Origin of the sequence: Gibbsiella quercinecans (assembly GCF_002291425.1) — a bacterium.
GTDB lineage: Bacteria > Pseudomonadota > Gammaproteobacteria > Enterobacterales > Enterobacteriaceae > Gibbsiella > Gibbsiella quercinecans.
In genome coordinates this window covers 1,551,584-1,574,672 of sequence record NZ_CP014136.1, presented here as the reverse complement: position 1 = coordinate 1,574,672, position 23,089 = coordinate 1,551,584, and the positions used below count along the sequence as shown (strand labels likewise).

The 23,089-nt window shown below is 56.3% G+C and carries 20 protein-coding genes; 9 read left to right on the top strand and 11 right to left on the bottom strand.

Annotation, left to right across the window (positions count from 1 at the left end):
- Window positions 1–54 precede the first annotated feature (54 nt).
- From moeB to ACN28Q_RS07265, 8 genes are all read right to left on the bottom strand, one after another.
- Complete coding sequence (gene moeB, locus ACN28Q_RS07300) at window positions 55–1,230, bottom strand: molybdopterin-synthase adenylyltransferase MoeB (protein ID WP_095845740.1); 1,176 nt, start codon at window positions 1,228–1,230, stop codon at window positions 55–57.
- A complete protein-coding gene (locus tag ACN28Q_RS07295) occupies window positions 1,227–1,517 on the bottom strand; it encodes a MoaD/ThiS family protein (RefSeq protein WP_095845739.1) in 291 nt (96 codons plus the stop codon). Before ACN28Q_RS07295 ends, moeB begins: the two co-directional genes overlap by 4 nt.
- A gap of 55 nt (window positions 1,518–1,572) precedes the next feature.
- Window positions 1,573–2,001, bottom strand: a complete 429-nt coding sequence (locus ACN28Q_RS07290) for a M67 family metallopeptidase (protein ID WP_095845738.1) — start codon at window positions 1,999–2,001, stop codon at window positions 1,573–1,575.
- Window positions 1,998–2,900 carry a PLP-dependent cysteine synthase family protein gene (locus ACN28Q_RS07285; protein ID WP_095845737.1) on the bottom strand — a complete coding sequence of 301 codons (903 nt, stop codon included), beginning with the start codon at window positions 2,898–2,900 and terminating at the stop codon, window positions 1,998–2,000. Before ACN28Q_RS07285 ends, ACN28Q_RS07290 begins: the two co-directional genes overlap by 4 nt.
- 335 nt (window positions 2,901–3,235) lie before the next feature.
- A complete protein-coding gene (gene epsC / locus ACN28Q_RS07280; RefSeq protein WP_095845736.1) occupies window positions 3,236–4,201 on the bottom strand; it encodes a serine O-acetyltransferase EpsC in 966 nt (321 codons plus the stop codon).
- Between the two features lie 235 nt (window positions 4,202–4,436).
- Window positions 4,437–5,165, bottom strand: coding sequence for an ABC transporter ATP-binding protein (locus tag ACN28Q_RS07275; RefSeq protein ID WP_095845735.1), 729 nt, complete (start codon window positions 5,163–5,165; stop codon window positions 4,437–4,439).
- Window positions 5,166–5,167: 2 nt separating this feature from the next.
- Window positions 5,168–6,010 (bottom strand): ABC transporter permease, encoded by an 843-nt coding sequence (locus tag ACN28Q_RS07270; protein ID WP_095845734.1) that lies wholly within the window; start codon window positions 6,008–6,010, stop codon window positions 5,168–5,170.
- Between the two features lies 1 nt (window position 6,011).
- Complete coding sequence (locus ACN28Q_RS07265; RefSeq protein WP_095845733.1) at window positions 6,012–6,989, bottom strand: aliphatic sulfonate ABC transporter substrate-binding protein; 978 nt, start codon at window positions 6,987–6,989, stop codon at window positions 6,012–6,014.
- A 652-nt stretch (window positions 6,990–7,641) separates the two neighbouring features.
- On the opposite strand from ACN28Q_RS07265, the gene ACN28Q_RS07260 reads away from it, so the two are divergent.
- From ACN28Q_RS07260 to ACN28Q_RS07240, 5 genes are all read left to right on the top strand, one after another.
- On the top strand, window positions 7,642–8,568 hold the full coding sequence (locus tag ACN28Q_RS07260) for an ABC transporter substrate-binding protein (RefSeq protein ID WP_230469448.1): 927 nt from the start codon (window positions 7,642–7,644) through the stop codon (window positions 8,566–8,568).
- 56 nt (window positions 8,569–8,624) lie between these two features.
- Complete coding sequence (locus tag ACN28Q_RS07255) at window positions 8,625–9,332, top strand: M24 family metallopeptidase (RefSeq protein WP_095845731.1); 708 nt, start codon at window positions 8,625–8,627, stop codon at window positions 9,330–9,332.
- Window positions 9,333–9,372: 40 nt separating this feature from the next.
- Window positions 9,373–10,143, top strand: coding sequence for an ABC transporter ATP-binding protein (locus ACN28Q_RS07250; RefSeq protein ID WP_095845730.1), 771 nt, complete (start codon window positions 9,373–9,375; stop codon window positions 10,141–10,143).
- A complete protein-coding gene (locus tag ACN28Q_RS07245; RefSeq protein WP_095845729.1) occupies window positions 10,136–10,933 on the top strand; it encodes an ABC transporter permease in 798 nt (265 codons plus the stop codon). Before ACN28Q_RS07250 ends, ACN28Q_RS07245 begins: the two co-directional genes overlap by 8 nt.
- A 103-nt stretch (window positions 10,934–11,036) precedes the next feature.
- Complete coding sequence (locus tag ACN28Q_RS07240; protein ID WP_095845728.1) at window positions 11,037–12,089, top strand: LacI family DNA-binding transcriptional regulator; 1,053 nt, start codon at window positions 11,037–11,039, stop codon at window positions 12,087–12,089.
- Between the two features lie 188 nt (window positions 12,090–12,277).
- Here ACN28Q_RS07240 and ACN28Q_RS07235 read toward each other — a convergent pair whose 3' ends face one another.
- Window positions 12,278–13,426, bottom strand: coding sequence for an integrase core domain-containing protein (locus ACN28Q_RS07235; protein ID WP_095845103.1), 1,149 nt, complete (start codon window positions 13,424–13,426; stop codon window positions 12,278–12,280).
- Window positions 13,427–13,647: 221 nt separating this feature from the next.
- Window positions 13,648–17,853 carry a sulfite reductase subunit alpha gene (locus ACN28Q_RS07230; protein WP_095845727.1) on the bottom strand — a complete coding sequence of 1,402 codons (4,206 nt, stop codon included), beginning with the start codon at window positions 17,851–17,853 and terminating at the stop codon, window positions 13,648–13,650.
- A gap of 270 nt (window positions 17,854–18,123) precedes the next feature.
- Between ACN28Q_RS07230 and ACN28Q_RS07225 the strand changes: the two genes are divergently transcribed.
- The gene (locus ACN28Q_RS07225; RefSeq protein ID WP_230469585.1) at window positions 18,124–18,699 is read left to right on the top strand and encodes an Exc2 family lipoprotein; all 576 of its coding nucleotides are present in this window, start codon (window positions 18,124–18,126) and stop codon (window positions 18,697–18,699) included.
- Between the two features lie 106 nt (window positions 18,700–18,805).
- Here ACN28Q_RS07225 and ACN28Q_RS07220 read toward each other — a convergent pair whose 3' ends face one another.
- Entirely contained in the window at window positions 18,806–19,789 is a 984-nt protein-coding gene (locus tag ACN28Q_RS07220; RefSeq protein ID WP_095845726.1) for a LysR family transcriptional regulator, read from the bottom strand.
- Window positions 19,790–19,961: 172 nt separating this feature from the next.
- On the opposite strand from ACN28Q_RS07220, the gene argH reads away from it, so the two are divergent.
- Genes argH through ACN28Q_RS07205 form a run of 3 tightly spaced genes read left to right on the top strand, consistent with a single transcriptional unit; the run spans window position 19,962 to window position 23,066 of the window.
- Window positions 19,962–21,404, top strand: a complete 1,443-nt coding sequence (gene argH / locus ACN28Q_RS07215; protein ID WP_095845725.1) for an argininosuccinate lyase — start codon at window positions 19,962–19,964, stop codon at window positions 21,402–21,404.
- A 15-nt stretch (window positions 21,405–21,419) separates the two neighbouring features.
- On the top strand, window positions 21,420–22,286 hold the full coding sequence (locus tag ACN28Q_RS07210; protein WP_095845724.1) for an amino acid ABC transporter permease: 867 nt from the start codon (window positions 21,420–21,422) through the stop codon (window positions 22,284–22,286).
- Between the two features lie 15 nt (window positions 22,287–22,301).
- Entirely contained in the window at window positions 22,302–23,066 is a 765-nt protein-coding gene (locus tag ACN28Q_RS07205; protein ID WP_095845723.1) for an amino acid ABC transporter ATP-binding protein, read from the top strand.
- The last annotated feature ends 23 nt before the right edge of the window (window positions 23,067–23,089 follow it).

The window sequence follows — 23,089 nt, the reverse complement described above, 5'->3', positions numbered from 1 at the left end:
TGTTTCCCTTAATTTTTACTTTCAGTGAGTGTTTTTTTACACAGGTCAACGTTTTCAGTACTGGGGCAGGCTGGTATCCACATCCTGCGCCCACGCGTTAATGCCGTCTTTCAAATTCAGTACCCGGCCGGTGTAGCCGGCGCGCTGCAGCGCACGGATGGCGAACAGACTGCGCTGGCCGATCTTGCACAGGAACACTGCGTCCACGGCAGGATCAAACTCGGCAATACGGCGCACGATCTGCCCCAGTGGGATCACCTTGGCATCTGGGAACTTCACAATCGCCCGCTCGTGCGGCTCGCGAATATCAATCAACTGCAGCGGTTTTTTGGCATCCAACCAGGTTTTCAGCTCGCGGGCCGTGACGCTTTCGATCGGTGTTTCCTCTTCCGTGGGCTTCAGGCCGCAGAACTCCTCATAGTCGATCAGCGCATGGATCGTTGGGTGCTCGCCACAGACAGGGCAGTTGGGATCTTTTTCCAGCTTCAGCTCACGCTGTTTCATCTGCCAGACATCGAACAGCAGCAGGCGGCCGATCAGGCTGTCGTTGCCGCCGATGATCAGTTTGATGGCCTCGGCGGCCTGAATGGTGCCAATGATGCCGGGCAGCACGCCGACGACGCCGCCTTCGGCGCAGGAGGGCACCAGCCCTGGCGGCGGTGGCGCCGGGTAAAGGCAGCGATAGCACGGGCCGTTTTTGGCGTAGAACACGCTCGCCTGGCCTTCAAACTGGAAGATGGAACCGTATACGTTAGGCTTGCCGAGCAGCACGCAGGCATCGTTGATCAGGTAGCGGGTAGGGTAGTTATCGGTACCGTCGACGACGATGTCGTAATTGCGAATGATCTCCAGCGCGTTTTTACTGCTGAGCTGGGTGTTGTAGGTCACCACCTCGATATCCGGGTTAATGGCGCGGATTTTATCTTTGGCGGAGGCGACCTTGGGGCGATCGATGTCTTTGGTGCTGTGGATGATTTGCCGCTGCAGGTTGGAAACCTCAACAAAATCGAAATCCACAATGCCGATCGTACCCACGCCGGCGGCAGCCAAATACAGCGCCACCGGTGCGCCCAGGCCACCGGTACCGATCAACAATACCCGCGCGCTTTTCAGCCGCTGCTGCCCTTCCAGCCCGACCTCCGCCAGCAGCAGGTGGCGGCTGTAACGCGCGATCTCGGCATGCGACAACGTTGCCAGGCGATCGTCAGGAATAATGCTGGGAAGGCTCATACCCGCGCCCCTGCGCCGCCTGCGATGGCGGGCACCAGAATCACGTCATCGCCGTTTTTGACCGGCGTATCCAGGCCGCCGGTGGTTTTGATATTGGTTTCGCCCACGTACAGGTTGATAAACGAGCGCAGCGAGCCATCGTCTTCATAGAGGTGCTGATGGATATCGGGATAGCGTGTTGCCAATGCGGCCACCAGTTGCCCAACGGTTTCTCCCTCCAGGCTCACTTTCCCCTGGCCATCGGTAAAGGCGCGTAATGCGGTCGGAATCAATAATGTTGCTGCCATTGTTATGCTCTCTCTGCCATGTTCAACATCGGGGCGCTTTGCCCCGGTTATCGGGTTACTGCGCCACGCTGACCGTTTCCTGATCAAAACGCTGGCGATCCTGCGCCAACCGCCAACTGGTGAGATCGCCAGATTGCCCCTGGGCCACGGCGACAATGATGTAGGCGTAAAACGGCAGGGCGTGCTCGCGGTCATAATCGGAAGGGATCGCCGGGTGATCCGGGTGTGAATGATAGAATCCGACCACGTCAACGCCCTGCGCCCGTGCGGTACGCTCTGCCAAGAGATAATCGTCGGCGGTGATGACAAAGCGGTGATACTGCTCCTGCGCTTCGCGTGCATTGACGATCGGCAGCAGCGCCGCCACTTGCGCATCGCCGTTCTTGTCGAAGTTGCCCAACAGCGCGCCGCAGCACTCGTTAGGGTAGGTTTTTTCGCCTTCTGTGCGGATCAGGCGTTCCGTTTCCGTTGTTAATCGAATCATTCGCGTTCATTCCAAAAAGGGTCTGCCAGATAGCGAGAACCGGTATCGCAAAGCAGTGTGACCACCACTGAGCCGCTGGGCAGCGTTTGCGCCAGCCTGAAGGCCGCCGCCACGTTGGCGCCGGAAGAGATGCCGGCAAAAATGCCTTCATGTTTCGCCAGACGGCGGGTTGCGGCATAGGCTTCTTCCGTCGTTACCGTCACCACGCCGTCTAGCAAGGTTTCATCCAAAATGCCGGGTTTGATGCTGCTGGCCATGTGCTTCGTGCCTTCAATGCCATGCAGTGGGGAAGCCGGCTGCACCGCCAGCGTTTGAATTCGTGGGTTTTCTTGCTTCAAGCGCCGGGCACTGCCGACAAAGCTGCCGGAGGTGCCCATGCTGGCGATGAAATGCGTGATGCTGCGCTGCGTTTGCTGCCAGATTTCCCAACCTGTGGTGGCAAAATGCGTGCGGGGGTTTACGGGGTTGTTGTACTGATCGGGATAAAAATAGCGCTCGGGATCGTGCTCTACCTGCGCTTTCACCGCCAGATAGGCACCGTCGGAACCTTCCAGCGGATCGGTTTCCACAATGGTGGCGCCGTAATGGCGGATGATCTGTTTACGCTCAATGCTGGTGTTCTGCGGCATATACAGCACCACCTTGTACCCCAGCGCTGCGCCTATCATGGCGTAGGCAATGCCGGTATTGCCGCTGGTGGCGTCGATGATGGTTTTTCCACGCACCAGTTTCCCTTGGGCGATCCCGTCAAGTACCATGGCCTTTGCCGCCCGGTCTTTTACCGAACCGCTGGGGTTCATGAATTCCGCTTTTGCCAGCAGTAAAACGCCCGGCGTTTCTTCAGAAAAATGCGGCAGGGCTAATAATGGCGTATTGCCTACCATATCAAGAATACTCATGCTCATTTCCGTACGCTGGGGATTTATACTCGTCATACTTCAAGTTGCAGATGTGTTGGCTTTCCTCACTCACCCCAGTCACTTACCTGAGTAAGCTCCTGGGGATTAATGAGAGACATCCTTGTCTCTCACCGGAGGCTGGCCAGAGGCCAGGCAAATTCGTTCCTGACGAATTTGTCGCTGCGTCGCCGCCTTTCTGCAACTCGAATTATTTAGAGTATTTTGAATAATATGATTTATTATGATGTTCCTATTATTTTTTACGCACTCGGCAATGTTTAGGTGTTGTTGATATGCCTTTGTAATAAAAACCAGAAAGAGAATAAGCCGTTAGGTTAAATGCCATCGCCATCTTTAAATTGGCTTTGTAATAAACTGGCCTGCCGAATATTACTGTCCGGCGGCGTGTCGCGGGTTAACCAGACGTTACCGCCGATGCTCGAACGGGCGCCGATGGTAATACGCCCCAGCAGCGTTGCCCCGGCATAGATCACAACATCGTCTTCAACGATCGGGTGGCGCGGATAGCGTTTTTGCAAATTGCCATCGGCGTCGGTGATAAAGCGCTTGGCGCCCAGCGTGACGGCCTGGTAAATGCGCACACGCTTGCCAATGATCGCCGTTTCGCCGATGACTACACCGGTGCCGTGATCGATGAAGAACCCTTCGTCAATTTGCGCGCCGGGGTGAATGTCGATACCGGTCTGGCTATGCGCTTTTTCCGTCATCAACCGCGCCAGCAGCGGCAGTTCTAGCCGGTACAGCTCGTGGGCCAGGCGGTAATGGATAACGGCGTGAATACCGGGGTAGCACAGCAGCACTTCATCCATACTGCGGGCGGAAGGGTCACCCTGATAGGCAGCCAGAATATCGCTGTCCAGCAGTTTGCGTATCGTTGGCAACTGTGCGGCGAACTGCTTGATGCGGTTGATGGCTTCTTGCGCCTCTGGCGCCTCATCGCCAGGATGGGATTGTTCGCCGGCGCTATAGCGTAATTCCAGCGTGGCTTCTTCCGCCAGGCGTTCCAGCGCGTTGCCCAGCAGGTATCCCACATAATAATCTTCGCTCTCTTTTTTGAGATCGGTTGCGCCTAATCGCATCGGATACAAGACTTTTGATAGCGTATCGGTAATATTACTGACGTTTTCTTTCGACGGGAGCAAACGTTTATTTTGATAATTACCCTGCTGGTATTTATCACGCCACTGCTGACGAACATTTTTTAATTCGTCAACGATGCTGTCTAAATGCCAGTTGATATTTTTCTGCGGGATATAAAACAATTCACCCAATTCCGGCATAGTGGTTTACCTCTTAAAACAGCATCACAATAGGGATATCACAGTAACGCTATATACCCTTCATACTTCAGGTTGCAGGTGTGTGGAAGCAAATTCACGCACAACGGGTATATAAGTTTGGATGAATTCATTAGGTTATAGCTATGATAGTGTGCTCCCGCGTTGCCCGAATCAAATACTTTTATAAGCTTTCTATAGTCACTCTGTGAATATACCCGCCGTCGCTCCAGCGGTATCAGGCGTGGATTTTAATCAGCTCCGTGAGCGCCCCGGCTTTCAGATGGGCTAATTGATCGTCGCGCCGATCGCGCGGCCTGGCGACGGCCACGTTGACCTCCTGGATGATATGCCCGGGGGTGCCGCCCAGGATCAGCACGCGATCGCTTAGGTAAAAAGCTTCATCCAGATCGTGCGTGACCAGCAGCAGGGCAATGTGGTACTGGCGGGCCAGTTGTTCCACCAGCTCTTGCAAATGCATGCGGGTGAAGGCATCGACGGCGCTAAAAGGCTCATCCATCAGCAGTACCTGCGGCTTGCTGTAAAGGCCGCGGGCAATCGCCACCCGCTGGGCCTGGCCGCCGGAAAGCTGTTTGGGCAGGGCGTGCTCATGCCCGGCCAGGCCGACGTCGGCAATCAGCTGGTTTACCCACTGGCTATCGGCGTTGTTGCCGTCTTCAAACCCGACGTTTTGCGCCACCGTCAGCCACGGCATCAGGCGCGGCTCCTGGAACACCACGCCGATGGCGTTTTTGGCGTTCCCCGCCGCGGCGTGGGCGATGTCCAGGCTGCCGTGAAAGGCGCGATCCAACCCGGCGGCAATCCGTAGCAGGGTGCTTTTGCCGCAGCCGCTGGGGCCGATCAGGCTGATCACTTCCCCCGCCCGCAGTTCAATGCTGACGTTGCTCAACACGGTGCGCTGGTTGTAGGTTTTTTTGATGTTTTCAAGGCGTAACAGGGTACTCATGATCACTCCTCACCGGCGTAACCGTCGCGCCAGGACAGGGCCTTGGTTTCTAATGATTTGAGCAGGCTGTCGGTTATCTTGCCCATCAGGGCCAGGGTAATAATGGCGACCAGCACCAGATCCGGCCGGGAGGTTTCCCGCCCGTCGGTGAGCAGGTAGCCAATACCCTGGGTGGCCGCCAGCAGTTCCGCCGCCACCACGCACAGCCAGGCCATAGACAGCCCCGCGCGCAGGCCGGTGAAGAGGTACGGCTGGGCGGCCGGGATAATGATCCGGCGCACCAGCCTGATTTTGGAAAAACCGTACAGGGTGCCCACTTCGACCAGCTTGCGATCCACATTGCGCACACCGGCGACCAGGTTCAGATAGACCGGGAAGAACGAGCCGATGGCGATCAGGGTGATCTTGGCGCCTTCGTCTATCCCGAGCCAGATCAGCAACAGCGGCACCCACGCCAGGCTTGGCACCGCCCGCAGCGCCTGGAACATCGGATCAAGGTAGGCTTCCAGCACTTTGCTTAACCCGACCAGCGCACCGAGTAACAGTGCTAGGCCGGCGCCTAGCGTAAAGCCGGTGAGCACGCGCAGGGAACTGGCCAGAATATGCTGCCAAAGCGGGCCTTGGGCCAGTTCGGCAAAGCTTAGCCAGATTTCGCTCGGCGGCGGCATCACATAGGCCGGCACCCAGCCAATGCGCACAATGCCTTCCACCGCCAACAACAAAGCAATCGGCAGTAAGAACCCGCGCAGATGGCGATAATAGCCTCTGGGCCGCTGCGGGGGGGCGCCCAGTTTTACGGTGGCGCCAGTCACTGTTCTTTCATTGGGGGTGATATCGCAGGTCATGCTATTTTTCCTCAACGATCGGCTTGGCCAGGGCGCTGTCGATCAGGGTATTTAGCGCCGTATCGGTGTCTGCGCCGGTGCGTATCACCCGATCGGCCTGCAGCAGCGGGATCACTGCCTTGATGGCATCCAGGTGCTTTTGCCCCGGCAAGGGCTGGGTAAAGTCATAACGGCCCAGTTGTAGCGCAATCACGTCTTCCGGCAGTTGGGTTTCAGCGGCAATCAGTTTTACTGCTGCATCCGGGTTGGCGATGATCCAGCGGCGCGCCTTGTCATAGGCCTGAATAACGGCCGAAACCGCATCGGGGTGTGCTTTCAGGAAGGCTTCCTGGGTATTCAGGAAAGCGGCAACGCCAAAGGCCGGGTTTTCATACAGCGTTTTCGCCCCGGCAAGCTGGGCCGCCGCCAGATGGGGATCCAGCCCGGCCCAGGCGTCGACGCGCCCTTGTTCCAATGCCGTGCGTCCATCAGGGTGTTGCAGGTGAACGATGCTCACGTCACTGGGCTTCAGGTGGTTGGCGTCCAGCGCGCGCAGCAGGAAAAAGTAAGGGTCGGTGCCTTTGGTGGCGGCAATTTTCTTTCCTTTCAGGTCCGTAACCGTTTTCAGCGGTGAATCCTTCTGCACCAGCAAAATGCTGGGCACGTACCAGAGGTAACTGTAAACCGCTTTCACCGGTTGCCCATTGGCGCGGCTGACAAACGCGGAGATGCTGGAGGTTAGCGCAAAGTCGGTCGAGCCGCCGTTGAGGAACTCCAGTGAGTTGTTGGAGCCGCGGGACAGTACCCAGCGCACCTGGGTGCCCTTGGGGTTGAAGGTATCTTCAAGCCAATGGTTTTTCTTCACCACCAGGCTTTCCGGCGAATAATAGGCAAAGTCCAGCCGGATTTCTTTCAGATTTTCCGCCAGCGCCTGCAGTGGCGCCAGCACAAAAAGCAGCGCTGCCAGTGAGATAGGGTATAGCCGGTGCGTGAATCGCATATTTTTCCCCGAGGTTGATTAAAGCAAAGTCAGTGTTTTTCGTCGGTCTTAGAGGTTTTCCGCCGCCCGCCTGCGTAGCCGGTTTTTGTTATTGGCGTGGTGCAGCCAGGATCGTCGCCGAATTGTTAAAATTAATGCGCGGTAGTTAAACAACACAAATAACTATTAATGATTTGTTTATATTTTAACTGGAATAGGCGATGGCCCGCTGACGGGCGCAGTGTGAATGGATGGCATAAACGGGTTGGCGCTGTGAGTGGGCGCATCCGTGTTAGCGGCCGCGCCGTGAATGTTATAAAGCGGTTAATAGATGAGAGGTGTTGAAGGGTTATCTGACGTATTTCCCGCTTATATTCACCATTTTTATCTGTAGAGTGCGCTTTTGGCCGGAAAAATTCCTGCCGCCGGGTGCTTAAAAATAAACATACAAAATGAACCGTTTTGATTACAACTATCAATGAATTTATTATTGATATTCAATGAATAGGATGTGGGGTAAATATATTTGACATGAAGGATTGAACCGGTTCAATATTGCCGGGTTCAGCAGTTTTATCAACAGAAAAACAGGATTGCAAGGATGAAAGGGCGTTTATGGTTGTGCGGTGTCGCTGTGATAGGAAGCGTTATTTTTTCTAATGTCACGGTGCCGATGGTATCGGCAGCCCCCCGCACATTGGCGCCGGTTACCTTCGTTCAGGAATGGCCGGTAGCGGATGGATTCTGGATCCCTTGGATCCTGGGGAAAGACAAAGGTTTCTACGCGGATGAAGGCATCGATCTGAACATCGTCACGCCACCGACGGTTGCCGATACCATGAAGTATCTGGGCACCGGCCGGGCGGACGTTGCCTTCACCACCGTGATGGACATTGTTTTCGCCAAAGAGCAGGGGGCACCGGTTGTCTCCATTGCCCGCTACGGCAAAAACAATAACTGGGGCATCATCACGCCGCAGGGGAAAAAGTACACCGTGGCGGAGCTGAAAGGTAAAACCATCGGCGCTTATAACGATGCCTGGACACAGGCGCAACTGGTGATGATGTTGCAGCACGCCGGGCTGAGCCTGAACGATGTCAACATCGTGATCGCGTCTGATGATACCGTGCCGCTGCTGCTGCAAAAACGGGTGGACGCCATTACCGGCCTGACCAACGCCGAAGGCACCGGGATGGTTACCGCGGGCAATATGCAAACGGAGTTCATCCCGGCCATTGATAATGGCGTGCCGAACGCACCGGTGCTGATGCTGGCCGGCAACCAAAAGTGGCTTGAGCAAAACCCGCAGTTGGCCAAGGCGTTTATGCGCGCCACGTTAAAAAGCATCGCTTACGCTGTCGATCATCCGGATGAGGCCGTTAACGCCTTCACCAAAACCTACAGCAAAGCGTATGACGAAGCGTTTATCCGGCAACAGTGGCACGACACCACGCCGCTGCTGTCACCGGTCAATAGCGCTGCGCTGGCGCAAAATATTGATAGCTGGAATGCATTGTTAACTGCCGTACAGGCACAAAAAATCATGAAAGAAACGCTGCCGGCAGAGCAGTACTTCACGAATAAGTATTTACCAGAATAATTAATCAGATTTATTACGTTTAAAACACCAAATACACCAACACCAGGGAACCCTTTATGGCTGCTTCGTTTTCGATGAAACCCGCCTGGGCCTATCGGCCGGGGCCGGATGTCGCGCCCAGCGCGCCGCCGGGCCTGTGCCGAGCACAGGCGTTGGCGCGGGCGGCGGCACAGTTCGGCGTCAGCGTGGCTAAAGCGGGGATCAGCGAAGCGGAAATAGAACAACAGGTGCATGGGTATCTGCACCGGCACGGCGCAACCGGGGTCTGGACGATCACCACCGTCGGCGCCGGGGAAAACGCCCGGGTTTGTTTCCCCACGCAAGGCCCCGGCGAACAGATCGCCGCCGAGCAGGATATTGTGATTATCGATGTCCACCCGATTACGCAAGAGGGCTTTTGGGGGGACTGCACGCGCACGGCCATCGTCGGCGATGCGCCGCAGGCGCAGGCTACGTTGAACGATTTGCAAGCGATTCATCATGCCATGCTTAGCCGTTGCCGGCCGGGCATGCCGGCCAATGAACTGTTTGCCATGACCGCTGAGCGTTTAGCCGCCGAAGGTTTTATCTTACTGGATTTACTGGGCAACATCGGCCACTCCCTTAGCGCCGGGGCCGCCTATACCCACGGTTTTATCGATGCCGACAACGCCAGCCCAATGTGGGGTGCCTGGGCCATCGAGCCGTTTGCGCTGCGTGATGAGATGGCGGTTAAAGTGGAAGACGTCGTGTGGTTTGGCCGGGATTGCTGCACCGTTCTGTAGGCCCTAAGACTTCACCACACGGTGCATGATGAGGAAAGCTATGCCTGCGCCTAAGCTGTCAATTCGGCAGGTGACCAAACGTTTCGGCACGATGACGGCGCTGGCGCCCACAGATTTGGACGTCGGCACCGGTGAGTTTATTTGTATTGTCGGCCCTTCCGGCTGCGGCAAAAGCACCTTGTTCAACCTGATCTCCGGCGTGCTGGCGCCGGATGACGGGCAAATCCTGATTGATAATCAGAACATCACCGGGCAGGCGGGGCACGTGGGCTATATGCTGCAAAAAGATCTGCTGCTGCCCTGGATGACGGTGCTCGAGAACATTGTGCTCGGCGCGACGCTGAAAGGCGGCGCCAGCCGCGCGCAGCGGATCGAAGGCGCACGGTTGGCGCAGCGCTACGGCCTGGGCGAGTTCATCAACCACTACCCGGCCGCCCTGTCCGGCGGTATGCGCCAGCGCGTCGCCCTGATGCGCACCCTTGCCATGCGGCACGACGTAATTCTGTTGGACGAACCTTTTGGCGCGCTTGATTCGCAAACCCGGCTGTCGATGCAGCAATGGTTGCTGCAGGTTTGGCAGGAACAGCGCCGCACGGTGATTTTCGTCACTCACGACATCGACGAAGCCATTTACCTGGCCGATCGCGTGGTGGTGATGTCGCCGCGGCCGGGCAAAATACAGACTGTGTTGCCGGTGGGTATTGCGCGGCCAAGAACCATGGCCAGCTTAACCAGTAGTAGATTCAGCGCGTTGAAAAAAGACATTCTGCAACTTATCTTTGCCGGGCAGGGGGCCAGCACCGATGCGTAGCCCAAAAAAACTGCTGTTGGCTGTTCTGGGGCCCTGCGTCGCACTGGTTTTGGTGGTGTTGGTTTGGGGCGCGCTGGTGCGTTTTTATGCTATCCCGGCGTATGTGCTGCCCTCGCCGGCCATGACCTGGCAGCATATTTGGGCCGATTGGGCTGTGCTCTGGCAGGGTTTCGCTGGCACCTTCACCACGTTTATGCTCGGCTTTTGCCTTGGCGCCGGCGCCGGTTTCCTGTTCGCCGTTTTGATGGACAGCAGCCGGTCGGTGCGCAGCGTGCTGTACCCGATCCTGATCGCCAGCCAGGCGGTGCCGGTGATCGCCATTGCCGCCGCGCTCACCATTTGGCTGGGTTTTGGCCTGGCGCCCAAGCTGGTGATCGTGGCGCTGGTGGTCTTCTTCCCGGTGGTGGTTAACGTGCTGGACGGCCTGAACTCGGTCGATCACGATATGCTGAACCTGGTGAAATCCATGGGCGGCTCGCGCCTGGCGGTGTTCCGCTACGTTAAGCTGCCGGCAACCTACACGCCGCTGTTTTCGGCGCTGAAACTGTCGGCCACCTTCAGCGTTACCGGCGCGGTGATCGGCGAATGGACGGCATCTACCAGCGGCGGGTTGGGGGCGTATCTTCTGCAGGCCAACTCGCGGCTGAATACGGCGGGTACGTTCGCCGCCATTGCCTTTTTGGCCCTGCTTGGCGTGTTCAGTTTTATGCTGGTGATGCTGCTGGAATACCTTGTTACGCCATGGCGCACTTCGTCACGGGCCCGCTTCTGGGCGCGATATCGCGATTAACCTCCCGGCGCCGGCGAACCACATCCAACCCCAGGTCAGTCCTGCCCCACGCCGGGCGCTGTGTATAATGTCGTCTTTCTACTGACCGCACACAGGATTTTTCATGACAGAGGAAGTTACCCCGCAACCCAAGGCAAAATGCACCATTCGTGACGTGGCGCGTTTGGCTGGGGTTTCCGTCGGTACCGTCAGCGCCGTAATCAATAACAACCAACGGCCGGTTGCGCCGGCCACGCGCGAGCGGGTGCTGCGTTGCATCGCCGAACTCAACTTCGAACCCAACAGCGCCGCCCGTGGGCTGAAGTATCAGCGCATCTCTTCCATTGGTCTTATCGTTCCCGATCTGAGCAACGCCTTTTTTACCGACATCGCCGAAGGGATACAGAGCGTGCTGGATCATCTCGACTGCCTGCTGGTGATGTGCATCACTTGGTCGGATAAGCAGCGGGAGGCGTATTACGCCAAGGTGCTGCGCACGCAAAGGCTGAACGGTGTGATCTATTTATCCGGCACCGGGCTGCCCAGCCCTTCGCTGCTGGAACTGGCGGATAAAAATGCCGTGGTGTTTGTCGATGAATGCCTGCCCGGCGTTGATATCCCGTTTGTCAGCTCGCAGAATCTGAACGGCGCGCGCGAGTTGGCGCGCTATGTGTTGGCGCAGGGGCACCGGCGGTTGTTTATCGTCAGCGGCCCACAGGGGATGTGGACCAGCGAGCAACGGCTGGCCGGGTTCCGCGAGGCGTTTGTCGAGGCGAATATCGCGCCGGATTCGGTGCCGTTTATCCGTGGTGATTACACCGAGGCCGCCGGCCATTATGCGGCACAAACCTTGCTGGCGATGCCGGTGGAACAGCGCCCTACCGTGGTGATGTGCGCCAACGATCTGATGGCGATGGGCTTTATCCGCTATTGCGAGCAGCAGCATGTGCGCGTTCCGGAGGATATTAGCGTGACGGGGTTCGATGATATTGCCCAGGCCAGCCATATGCATCCGCCGCTGACTACGGTACGCCAACCCGGCCGGGAGATGGGCCGGGCGGCGGCTACGTTGTTGTTGCGGCGTATTGGGGTGAGCGTTGAGGCGATGGATTCGTATGATTTTGCCACGGAGTTGCGTATTCGCGATTCTGTTAGCAATTTGAATGGCGTGGACTAAGTTTTTCGCTGGTGGTAGCGGGGTGGGGCGGCAACGTTTTTTGTTGAGGTCGGGGAGGGTTTCGGTCGCCATAATATCGTGGCTTTTTGCAACACCGTAGCCCGCGCCCGAGTAAGGGGCCGTAGGCTGTATGAACCGGGCACATAGGTTACAGATCTGACCAGCCTCATAGGTAACGCATTTATTCTTTAATCAGCCCGGATTATACGATGGTTCTGTCTATCGTACCGGGCCAATACCAACTCCCCGAACCCTATTTCGTCCGTGTCATCGTCAACTTCTTTCATCCACACCCATTCATACCTGAGGGCCTCCGATAGGAAGATTCGTCGGCCGTTGAACCATAAATCACCTTTCACTTCCACACGCAGTAACTTCGCCCCCTTTGGTACCGGCATCTCCTTTTGTGCCCCAGTATAAATCCGGGGGGAAGGACACCAGACTGATTGGGGCGTTTTTCCTCCCAGAGCCTTATGTGGCCGAACTTCATTAAATTCTTTTCTCCATGTGTTTAGCCATGTCTGTTGTTCCTCCAGAGAGGCAAATTTATGACACTGTTTCATTCCCTCTTTCATTGTTCTGTGCATTCTTTCATGACGTCCATTCTCTGTCGGTTTCCCTGGGCGAATTCGCTCGGGAGTAACACCACATTTGATTAGCCAGATAGACATCTGGCTTAATCCCCACAGCCCGGCACCGGCAAAAGGTGGACCGTTATCGGTGCGTAGAACCTGGGGCAAACCACATTCGTGGAAGACTCGCTCGAGGCAGGGAATGACAAATTTCCCATCGGGTAAATACGTGGCATCACAGGCAAGTACCATTCTGCTGTAGTTATCCGTCAGTGTGAAAGGATGACACCAACGTCCGGTTGTATGGGTGAACTTGCCTTTGAAATCCGCGCTCCAGACATCATTTGGCTGGTTTATCTTATGGAGCACATAAGACCGTTTGGGTTTGTATTTCAATCGATTACGTTTTTTTGTCAGGCCATGGATCTTAAATATGCCCCCAATAGTACTGGCAGCGGGCACATCCGAAACATCCATATTCAAAAGTAATTGTCTTATCTTTTCCGGGCCCCATGTAGGGTGCTGCTGTTTCTTCTCAAGAAGCAATTCCACCGTTGGCAGCGGTATGGAAAGTTGATGATGGCGAGCTCGGGAATGGTCAGAAAGAGAGGAAATATCATCAGGAGAAAATCGGGACAGCCACTTATAGCCAGTTTTGCGACTAATGTTGAAACGGCGGCATAGCTCAGCGACAGAAGTATCGCCCTTCAGACAAGCGGTGACAAATTGCAAACGTTGCATGGTAACACTCTCAGGCCAAGGCACAGTAAACCTCCCTATCTCGTTAACTGTGCCAGTTATAACCTGTTACCCATGTGCCCGGTGTAAAGTGTTACCCATGTGCCCGGTTCATACAGGCCTTCGGCCCTGACAATTGCCAGCCACTATTGCCGCAAAGGAACTCGATACGATTAAGGCAATTCCACTTACACGGTGGGTTACAAATACTGTTTCACCGACATTCTTTGTCGAGTGGCAGAGGCCGTCTAATAAACATCCCGCACGTAGCGCTTTTCCTGCGCCAGCCGTGTGACCCACTCCGCGGCGGCTTCCGCCTTCATGCCGCCGTGTTCCTGCACCACCTGGCGCAGCGCGGCGTCCACGTCTTTGGCCATGCGCCCGGCATCACCGCAGACATAAAAATACGCCCCCTGTTGCAGCCACGCCCACAGCTCGGCGCCGTGCTCCAGCATCCGGTGCTGAACGTAGATTTTCTCCTGCTGATCGCGAGAGAACGCCGTCTCCAGCCGGTGCAGATAACCGTTTTGCTGCAGTGCGGCAAACTCCTCCTGGTAGTAGAAATCCGTTTTGGCGCGCTGTTCGCCAAAGAATAGCCAGTTTTTGCCGGTTGCACCGGTGGCCTGGCGCTCCTGCAGGAAGGCGCGGAATGGGGCGACGCCGGTGCCGGGGCCGACCATGATCATCGGTGCATCCAGGGCGGTGGGCGGTTTAAAATGCACGGACTTCTGCACGAAGATGGGGATCTCGGCCTGCGCCGCACGGTCGGCCAGGAAAGTGGAGCATACCCCGCCGCGGCGTTTATCCCCCTGGCCGTAACGGACGGTCGAGACGGTTAAATGCACCTGATCCGGCGTCGCTTTGGGGCTAGAAGCAATCGAATACAGCCGCGGCTGCAGCCGTTTCAACACCGTCAGCCACTCGGTAGCGCTGGCCTGCACCGGGCAGGTCTGGAGCAGATCGACGATCTGCCGCCCCCACAGCCACTGCTTCAGCGCCTCTTTTTGATCCTCATGCAGCAGCGCGGCCAGCCAATCGCTGCCGGCACGCTCTTTGACGAACTGCAGGATATCGGGGGTGATGCGCGCGATATCCAGATGATTTTCCAACGCTTGCGCCAACGGCATCTCGCCGCGATCCGCCACGCTGATCAACGTATTGGGAGCAAGGCGCATGGCGGCCAGCAGTTCATCAACCAGCGCCGGGCAGTTGCGTGGCCAAACGCCCAGTGCATCGCCCGCTTCATAGCGCAGGCCGCTGTCGGTTAAATCGAAAGCGTACTGGCGAGTTTCTTTTTCTGCACCGGGCGCGTTCAGCAGGCGGTTTGTCATCAACCGGCTATGCAGCGGGGCGTTGCGGCTGAAGCCGGCGGCCGGGACCGCCGTATCCGCCGCCGGGGCGCAGTCGGCAACCGGGGCCGGCGTGGCTGTGGCGAGCGCCATTTCGGCCTGAGTAACGTTCGCCAACACCGGAAGCAGGCTAGCCAGCCAGGCGTTGGCGGTGGTCTGATAGTCAGGCTCGCAATCGGTGCGCGCCAGCAAGCGCTGTGCCCCCAGCGCGGCCAGCCGCTCATCCAGTTTGCGGCCAAAGCCGCAGAACTGATCGTAACTTGAATCGCCAAACGCCAGTACGGCGAAGGCCGTGTTTTCCAGCTGTGGGGCGCTGTCGGCCTGCAAGGCGGCCCAGAGCGCGCTGCCGTTGTCCGGCGGATCGCCATCGCCGAAGGTGCTGGTGATCAGCAGCAGTTGCGAAGCGGCGGCCAGATCACCCGGCTGTGCGTCGCCCATGTCGGCTAAGGTCACCTGGTGGCCCGCCGCCTTAAGTTTCGCTGCGCATTGCCCGGCAAATTCTTCCGCATTGCCGGTTTGCGAAGCCCAAAGCAGGGTGATGGCCGGTGTGCTGCCGGCTGTGCTTTCCGCCGGAGACGGCAAGGCTGTTGCGCCGGCGTTGTTGTCCCCAGCCAGCCAAGTGCGGGCGAACAGGCCGGCCAGCATGCCGTCGACCAATAGCCGTTTGGTGGGTTCGAACGGCGCGGTTGCAGGCAACACCGGCACGCCGCCGGCCTGGCGGGCGGCATCGGTGCGCAGCGCGGCCAGGTAACCCTGGAGATAAATTTTTTCCTGCGTCTCAAGCGAGACGGCGGGCGCAGTATCAAGGCCGAGAAGCGTGGCCAGCGCGTCGATGTGTTTCATATCGAGGACTCTGGTTTGATTCTCCGATGTGCCTGCGCTGGCACTTGCCTGGTGGTTGGCCGCAAGAACGCCATTGTTCTCGCTGTCCGGATTGGGGGTTGACGGTTTTTCTGCAACGCGCGTCAGGGCCACGGCGCAGAACTTGAATTCAGGCTGGAGCGACAGGGGATCGATGGCATCGCTGGTTACCGCATTGATCGCCAGCTCCTTACCAAAGACATCGTTCCAGTGAAAGGGGGCAAAACAGTTGCCGGGGCGTACCCGGTCGGTGACGACGGCGGGCAGCACCGACCGCCCGCGGCGCGAAGTAATCGCCACCGGGTCTTTATCGTGAATGCCGAGCGCCGTGGCGTCTTCAGGGTGAATCTCAACAAACGGGCCGGGGTTGAGCTTGTTCAGCGTCGGGATTTTCCCGGTTTTGGTCAGCGTGTGCCACTGGTGCTGCAGGCGGCCGGTGTTCAGCACAAAGGTAAAATCCGCATCCGGCATTTCCGCCGGCGACATGTGGGGGCGCGGCAGAAAAACGCCTTTGCCGCTGGCGGTGGCGAACACGATGTTTGGGCGTTCGCCCGTTTCACTCACCTTCAGCGTTTGGCTGACGCCGGTATTCAGATAGCGTATCGGGTGCCGGTCCTGCTCGTCATCCGGTGGGCAGGGCCACTGCAACGGGGTTTCGCGCAGCCTGGCGTAGCTGGCGCCGCGAATGTCATAGCCGGTTTTCGGGTTCCAGGTGCGTTTGATCTCCTCGAAAACCGCTGATGCATCGGCATAGCTAAACGCGGCGCGGTAACCCATCTCACAGGCGATCTCGGCGATGATTTGCCAGTCCGGCATGGCGTCGCCGGGCGGATCGATGGCTTTTTGCATCAGCGTCAGGTTGCGTTCGGAGTTGATCATCACACCTTCGGCTTCGGCCCACAGTGCGCCAGGCAGCAGAATATCGGCGTAGCGGTTGGTTTCGGTATCCAGAAACGCGTCCTGGGTGATGACCAGCTCCGCCGCCTGCAGGCCGGCGATAACATTTTTCCGGTTGGGCACGGTGGCGACGGGGTTGGTGCAGATGATCCAGCAGGCCTTGATTTTGCCCTGTTGCATATCCTGGAACAGGGTAATGGTGCCGCCGCCGCTGTCGGTGCGCAGCGTTCCGCTGGGGATGCCCCACAGTTCTTCGATAAAAGCGCGATCCTGCTCGGCCAATACCGAGCGCTGGCCGGGCAGGCCCGGCCCCATATAGCCCATTTCCCGCCCGCCCATGGCGTTGGGCTGCCCGGTGAGCGAAAAGGGGCCGCTGCCGGGGCGGCATATGGCGCCGGTGGCAAGGTGCAGGTTACAGATGGCGTTGGTATTCCAGGTGCCGTGGGTGCTTTGATTCAGCCCCATGGTCCAGCAGCTCATCCATTCCGGCGCCGCACCGATCCACTCCGCCGCCTGGCGGATATCGGCCTCCGCCAGGCCGGTGATCGCGGCCACTTTATCCGGCGGGTAGTCTTCCAGGAAAGCGGGCATTGCCTCCCAGCCTTCGGTATAGCGGGCGATAAAATCATCATCGGTATGGCCGTTCTTCACCAGCAGGTGCAGCAGGCCGTTGAGCAGGGCCAGATCGGTGCCGGGCTTGATCTGCAAAAACAGCTGGGCTTTGTCTGCCGTGGTGTTACGGCGCGGATCCACCACGATCAGTTTTGCGCCGGCCTTCACCCTGTCCATCATTCGCAGGAACAGGATAGGGTGGCAGTCGGCCATGTTGGCGCCAATCACGAAGAACACATCGGCCCGATCGAAATCCTGGTAGGAACCCGGCGGCCCGTCCGCACCTAACGAAAGTTTATAGCCGCTGCCGGCGCTGGCCATACACAGGCGCGAATTGGATTCAATGTTGTTGGTGCCGATAAAGCCTTTGATCAGCTTATTGGCCAGATACTGGGCTTCCAGCGACATTTGGCCAGAGACATACATCGCCACCGCATCCGGGCCGTGGGTATCGATAATGGCGCGCAGGCGGCGGGCGGTTTCCGTGATGGCGTGGCGCATCGCCACTTTCACCGGCTCATGCTGGTGCTCGTTGCGCAGGTAGGCGTGTTCAAGCCGCCCGCTGCCCGCAATGGCCTGGGTGCAGGTGCTGCCCTTGGTGCACAGCCGGCCAAAATTAGTGGGATGCAGCTTGTTACCCGTTACCTTGATGGCTCGGTTGTCTGCGACGTCGATAATGATGCCGCAGCCTACCCCACAGTAAGGGCAGACGCTCTTGATCGTGTTTGGCGGCATGGCCTGCGATACATCCCTTGGCAATGAAATCGGTCATGCCATAGTGCAGCAATATCCGTGCCAGCCTGCTATGCCGGTGTACCAAGGGGTTTTGTGGCAAAGCACGGCAGAATGCACCGTGGCGGCGCATTCTGCCGTTTGAGCGCTTCATGATGATTCCAGCCGGTTTGTTTTCGGCTTACTTTAAAATAATCAAAAAGGGATTAACGCAGTATTCGTTGTTTGGCGATATGTATATAATATTTCCCGTGTGGAATTTTATTTTTCTTGATGAGCGAATATTTTCCACTTGTACTGAAATATAAAGCCGCATCACTGGGGATGTGGTTTTTTCATATCAAAGATATCTCTGACGTTGTTGAGTTACAGGCGGTTAGCCTGCGCAGTAAAACGTATGTTCCAGGAGATAATGGTTTTTATTTAGGGATAAAAATGAATAACACAAGTTATAACCTCACCTTGTTACTGGCAGCAGCATTGCTGTGTGCCTGCACCACGCAAACCAGCAGCCCGGAACGGCATGCCAAACATGCCATCTATCAGATAGACAGCGATCATTTTGATCCCAATTCCAGGACGCTAATTACGGATACGATTCGCATGAGCGTGCCATTTTTTGATCAGTTTTACCAAGAGGGTAAAAAAGACCGCGCCAACGGATTAACGCCGCAGCAGGCAAAGGAGAAAGAAAATTATTTTCGCAGCCCAGAGTTTGCCAAAATGTGGGAAAGAAAACAGCACTTTATCAATACCGAATACAGCCCCAGCGATTCACAAAAGCAAAAGAATATCCTGATGAATGAAGCCATCGCGGCCTACTACGATGGTTACGAAGGGCGCTCCTGACAGTACAGCTCACCTTGCCCCAGCGGGAAGCTGGGGGATACGGGGTTGCACTGTTTTGCATCGGATGTTTATTCACGGTGCACCTGTTGGTGCGCCGTGAGGCAAGTCAGTGATTCGCTTCCACTGGTGCAGCGGTTGATGGCCTATCTTTCAATGCATTGAGGAATAATTTAACCACCGAATTTAGCGCTGTACCGCGTTTTACCACAAGATTAATGGGTGTCTTAACGCTAATGGCATCTGGTAGCAAAGCTTTAATTTCTCCATCGGCAGTGAAACCATTAATATAATGATCGGGTAAGAAACCGATATAATTCCCTGTCAGGATTAGCATGGTCACGGCTTCGACCTGAACGGCAATCGCATTGGATGACGAAAAATGCAAAGCGGGATTCTTATGGCTGTGGTTGGTATAAAAATGATTGACCAGGCTAGCGTTTTCGATGCGTTCAAAGGTTAATTCATCCGGCGTCAGCGAGAACAGTTCATGCTGATTTGAACAACACAGGTACGCGATTTCATCATAAAGGAAAAAGTAATCTAAATCTGGTTTTTCCTGGTAGACAGGAATAATGCCACAGGTAAATCGGCCATCGATTACGCCGCGTTCGATCTCCTCCAGTTGCGTAGCATGTAGGCGCACACTAACCTTGGGCGCCTGGCGGTGTATGGTGCGCAGGGCGCTAACGACGGGCGATCGCCGGTCGGTAATGGTGTTATCAATAATGCCGATATTTAATTCGCCGAACAACTCATGCCGTGCATTGTTTAATTTGTCGCGGAATTGATTAATCGATGAGAACAAATCAAGGCATGCGCTGTAGGTTATTTTTCCGTGATCGGTAAGGTAAAATCCTTCGCGCCCACGCGTGCAAAGTTTCATGCCGAAACGCACTTCTAAATCAGAAATTTGCTTACTGATAGCAGCTAGTCCAATATTTAGCTCACCGCAGGCTGCGGTAAATCCTCCGGCCTCAACTACCGTTTTGAATACCTTAAGAAGCTTTAAATCTGCGACGCCTATAGTCTGCTGATTAATATCACCTCGGCATGATGATGTGTTTCCGGATTTGGAAAGTTGACTTTCCATAATAAATATTTACCCCCGCATAGACGTTCTCCATTATTAATTTAACTGCATCATCTTTTTTGTCCCGTTATTGCGTGATCGCTTGGGTGCCTTATTTGCTGCCGCTAAAAATTAACCCGGTTGTCACCAGTGAAAGGTTGCAACATCCATGCCATAAGAGAAGGAATATGTTATGTCACATCCGGTAGATCGCCTTTGGGGGGCGCGTTTTAAACACGGCCCATCTGCAGCGCTAAGCGCATTGTCCCGCAGCCCCGAGGCCTATTTTTCTCTCGCCGCCTATGATCTGGAAGGTTGCCGTGCCCATGCGTATGAGCTGCAGCGCGCAGGGTTGTTGGACGAACGTGAGACGGGGCTGATGGTATCGGCCATCGGTCAACTGGCGCAGGATTATCAGCGGGGCACGCTGCAACCCAGCCCGGACGATGAAGATGTGCATACTTTTATTGAACGTGTGTTGACCGAGCGGCTGGGAGAATTGGGCGGCAAATTGCGCGCTGGCCGCTCGCGTAACGATCAGACCGCCAACGATTTGCGGCTTTACCTGCGTGACAACGCACGCAAAATCGTTGCTGCACTGCTGGCATTGCAAACGGCGTTAGTGGCGCAGGCGGAACGGCACACTGAAAGCATTGCGCCTGGTTTTACGCATTTACAGCAGGCTCAACCTATCGTATTTGGCCACCAGTTAATGGCTCATGCCCAGTCTTTTGCCCGGGATGTGGAGCGTATTCAGGATTGGGATAAACGCTGTGCCTTTTCCCCATTGGGTGCGGCCGCTATGGCGGGATCGGCTATCGCTATGCATCCTGAATTGGCGGCGAAAGATCTGGGGTATGACGGCGCTTGTGAAAACTCAATCGATGCCGTCGCCAGCCGCGATCACGTGGCGGAGTTTCTGTTTGCCGGCGGGATGCTAGCCGTCAATCTTTCTCGTTTGTGTGAAGAAGTGTGCCTGTGGGCATCCCGCCAGTTTCGCTGGGTGGCGCTTGATGACGGCTACGCCACCGGCAGCTCGATTATGCCGCAAAAGAAAAACCCGGATATTGCCGAATTAACGCGTGGTAAGAGCGGCCGACTGATCGGCAATGTGACGGCCATGTTGAGCACCATGAAAGGGTTGCCGCTCTCTTACAACCGCGATCTGATTGAGGATAAACGTAATGCCATGGATACCGTCGAGCAGCTGTTGCTGGTTCTGCCTGCCATGGCCGGCATGATTGACACCATGAGCGTCAATGTTGACCAGTTGCGCGAGCAAGCGCCGCAAGGATTTACTCTGGCGACGGAAGTTGCGGACTGGCTGTCACGCCGCGGCGTACCGTTCAAAGAAGCCCATGAAATCACTGGCCGGTTGGTGCAAATTTGCGAGCAGCACCAACTGGCGCTGCATCAGCTTAGCGATCGGCAATTGTTCGAGGTTGATCCCCGCCTGACGGGCGATGTGCGTGAGTGTTTGACGCTTGAAGCGGCGATTAACGCCCGTAGTGCCTGGGGCGGTACTGCACCTGCGCGGGTCAGAGAACAAATCGTTCGTCTGCGGGGCAAGCTGGCGGCGCAAGCAGCCTGGGTGGCGGAATATACCGGCCTGACGATAACTACCGCATGTTCATAACGGGGGAAGCAACGTATGAGCCATCTTCGTCATCCGGGCGGTGAGCAGCCCATCAACAGCGATTTAAGTGAGTACCATCATGTGCCCCGGCGTTATTACGGGCGGATTACCGCGTCAGCGATCATTCTGGTGCTGTTGGCATTGTTGGTTAACGCCTTTGCCCACGGGAAAATCGAGTGGAGCTATGTCGGACAATTCCTGACCGCGAAGGCCATTCTGTTTGGCCTGGTGAATACCATCGTGATGTCGATTTTAGCGATGCTGTTGGGCGTTATCTTCGGCGTGATCATTGCGGTGATGCGTATGTCGCAAAACCCGGTGCTAAGCGCCGTGGCGGTGGGGTATACCTGGATATTTCGCGGCACTCCGTTGATTTTGCAGCTATTGCTTTGGTTTAACCTGGCGCTGATTTTCCCGGTATTGGGCATACCCGGCGTATTCAGTATCAACACCGTCGATCTGATGACGCCATTTACCGCGGCGCTGCTGGGGCTGAGCATCAATCAGGGGGCTTATACCTCGGAGGTGGTGCGCGCTGGCCTACTGTCGGTGGATCTGGGGCAGTATGAAGCGGCGAAAGCCATCGGTATGACCCGCCTGCATGCCCTGCGGCGCATTATTTTACCGCAGTCGATGAAGGTCATTATTCCCCCTATCGGTAACGAATTTATCAGCATGGTCAAGACCACCAGCCTGGCCAGCATGATCCAATATTCCGAACTGCTCTATAACGCCCAAACCATTTATTTCGCGAATGCGCGGGTGATGGAACTGCTGTTTGTCGCCGGCATTTGGTATCTGGCGGTAGTCACTCTGTTGTCGCTTGGGCAAGGGCAATTGGAGCGCCATTTCGGGCGTGGCACTCAGCGCCGCAGTCATTAACCGGAGGAGCTGTTGATGAAAAGCATTATCAAAGCGGTCAACGTGAATAAGTATTTTGACGATTTCCAGGCGCTGAAAAACATCAACCTGGACGTGAAATACGGCGAAGTGATGTGCGTCATTGGCCCGTCCGGTTCAGGCAAAAGTACCTTTTTGCGTTGTGTTAACCAGCTGGAACGCATCGATAGCGGTGGTATCTGGGTGGACGACGAACTGATCGGTTTTCGCATCGAAGGGAAAAAACTCTACCCCCTCAACGATCGGCAAATCTCACGCCAGCGGCTCAAGACCGGCATGGTCTTCCAGCGCTTCAACCTGTTTCCCGATAAAACCGCCCTGGAAAACATTATTGAAGGGCCAACCCAGGTGCTTTTGCGCCCTCTGAAAGAAGCAAAAGAAGAGGCGATGGCCCTGCTTGAGCGGGTGGGGTTGGCCCATAAGGCTGATGCTTACCCCCTTGAACTGTCCGGCGGCCAGCAGCAGCGGGTTGCCATCGCCCGGGCGCTGGCGATGAAGCCCAAGCTGATGTTGTTTGACGAGCCGACCTCCGCTCTCGATCCCGAGATGGTGGGTGAAGTTCTGGCGGTGATGCGCGGCCTGGCCGCAGAAGGCATGACGATGATTGTGGTGACGCATGAGCTGGGCTTTGCCCGCGAAGTGGCCAATCGCGTGGTCTTTATGGACGAAGGCAGCATCATTGAAAGCGGTAATCCCGAAGACGTTCTACTCCAGCCACAGAATCCGCGGACGAAGAATTTTATTTCTGCCGTCCTGATTTAATCACCTTAACGATGAGAAAACGA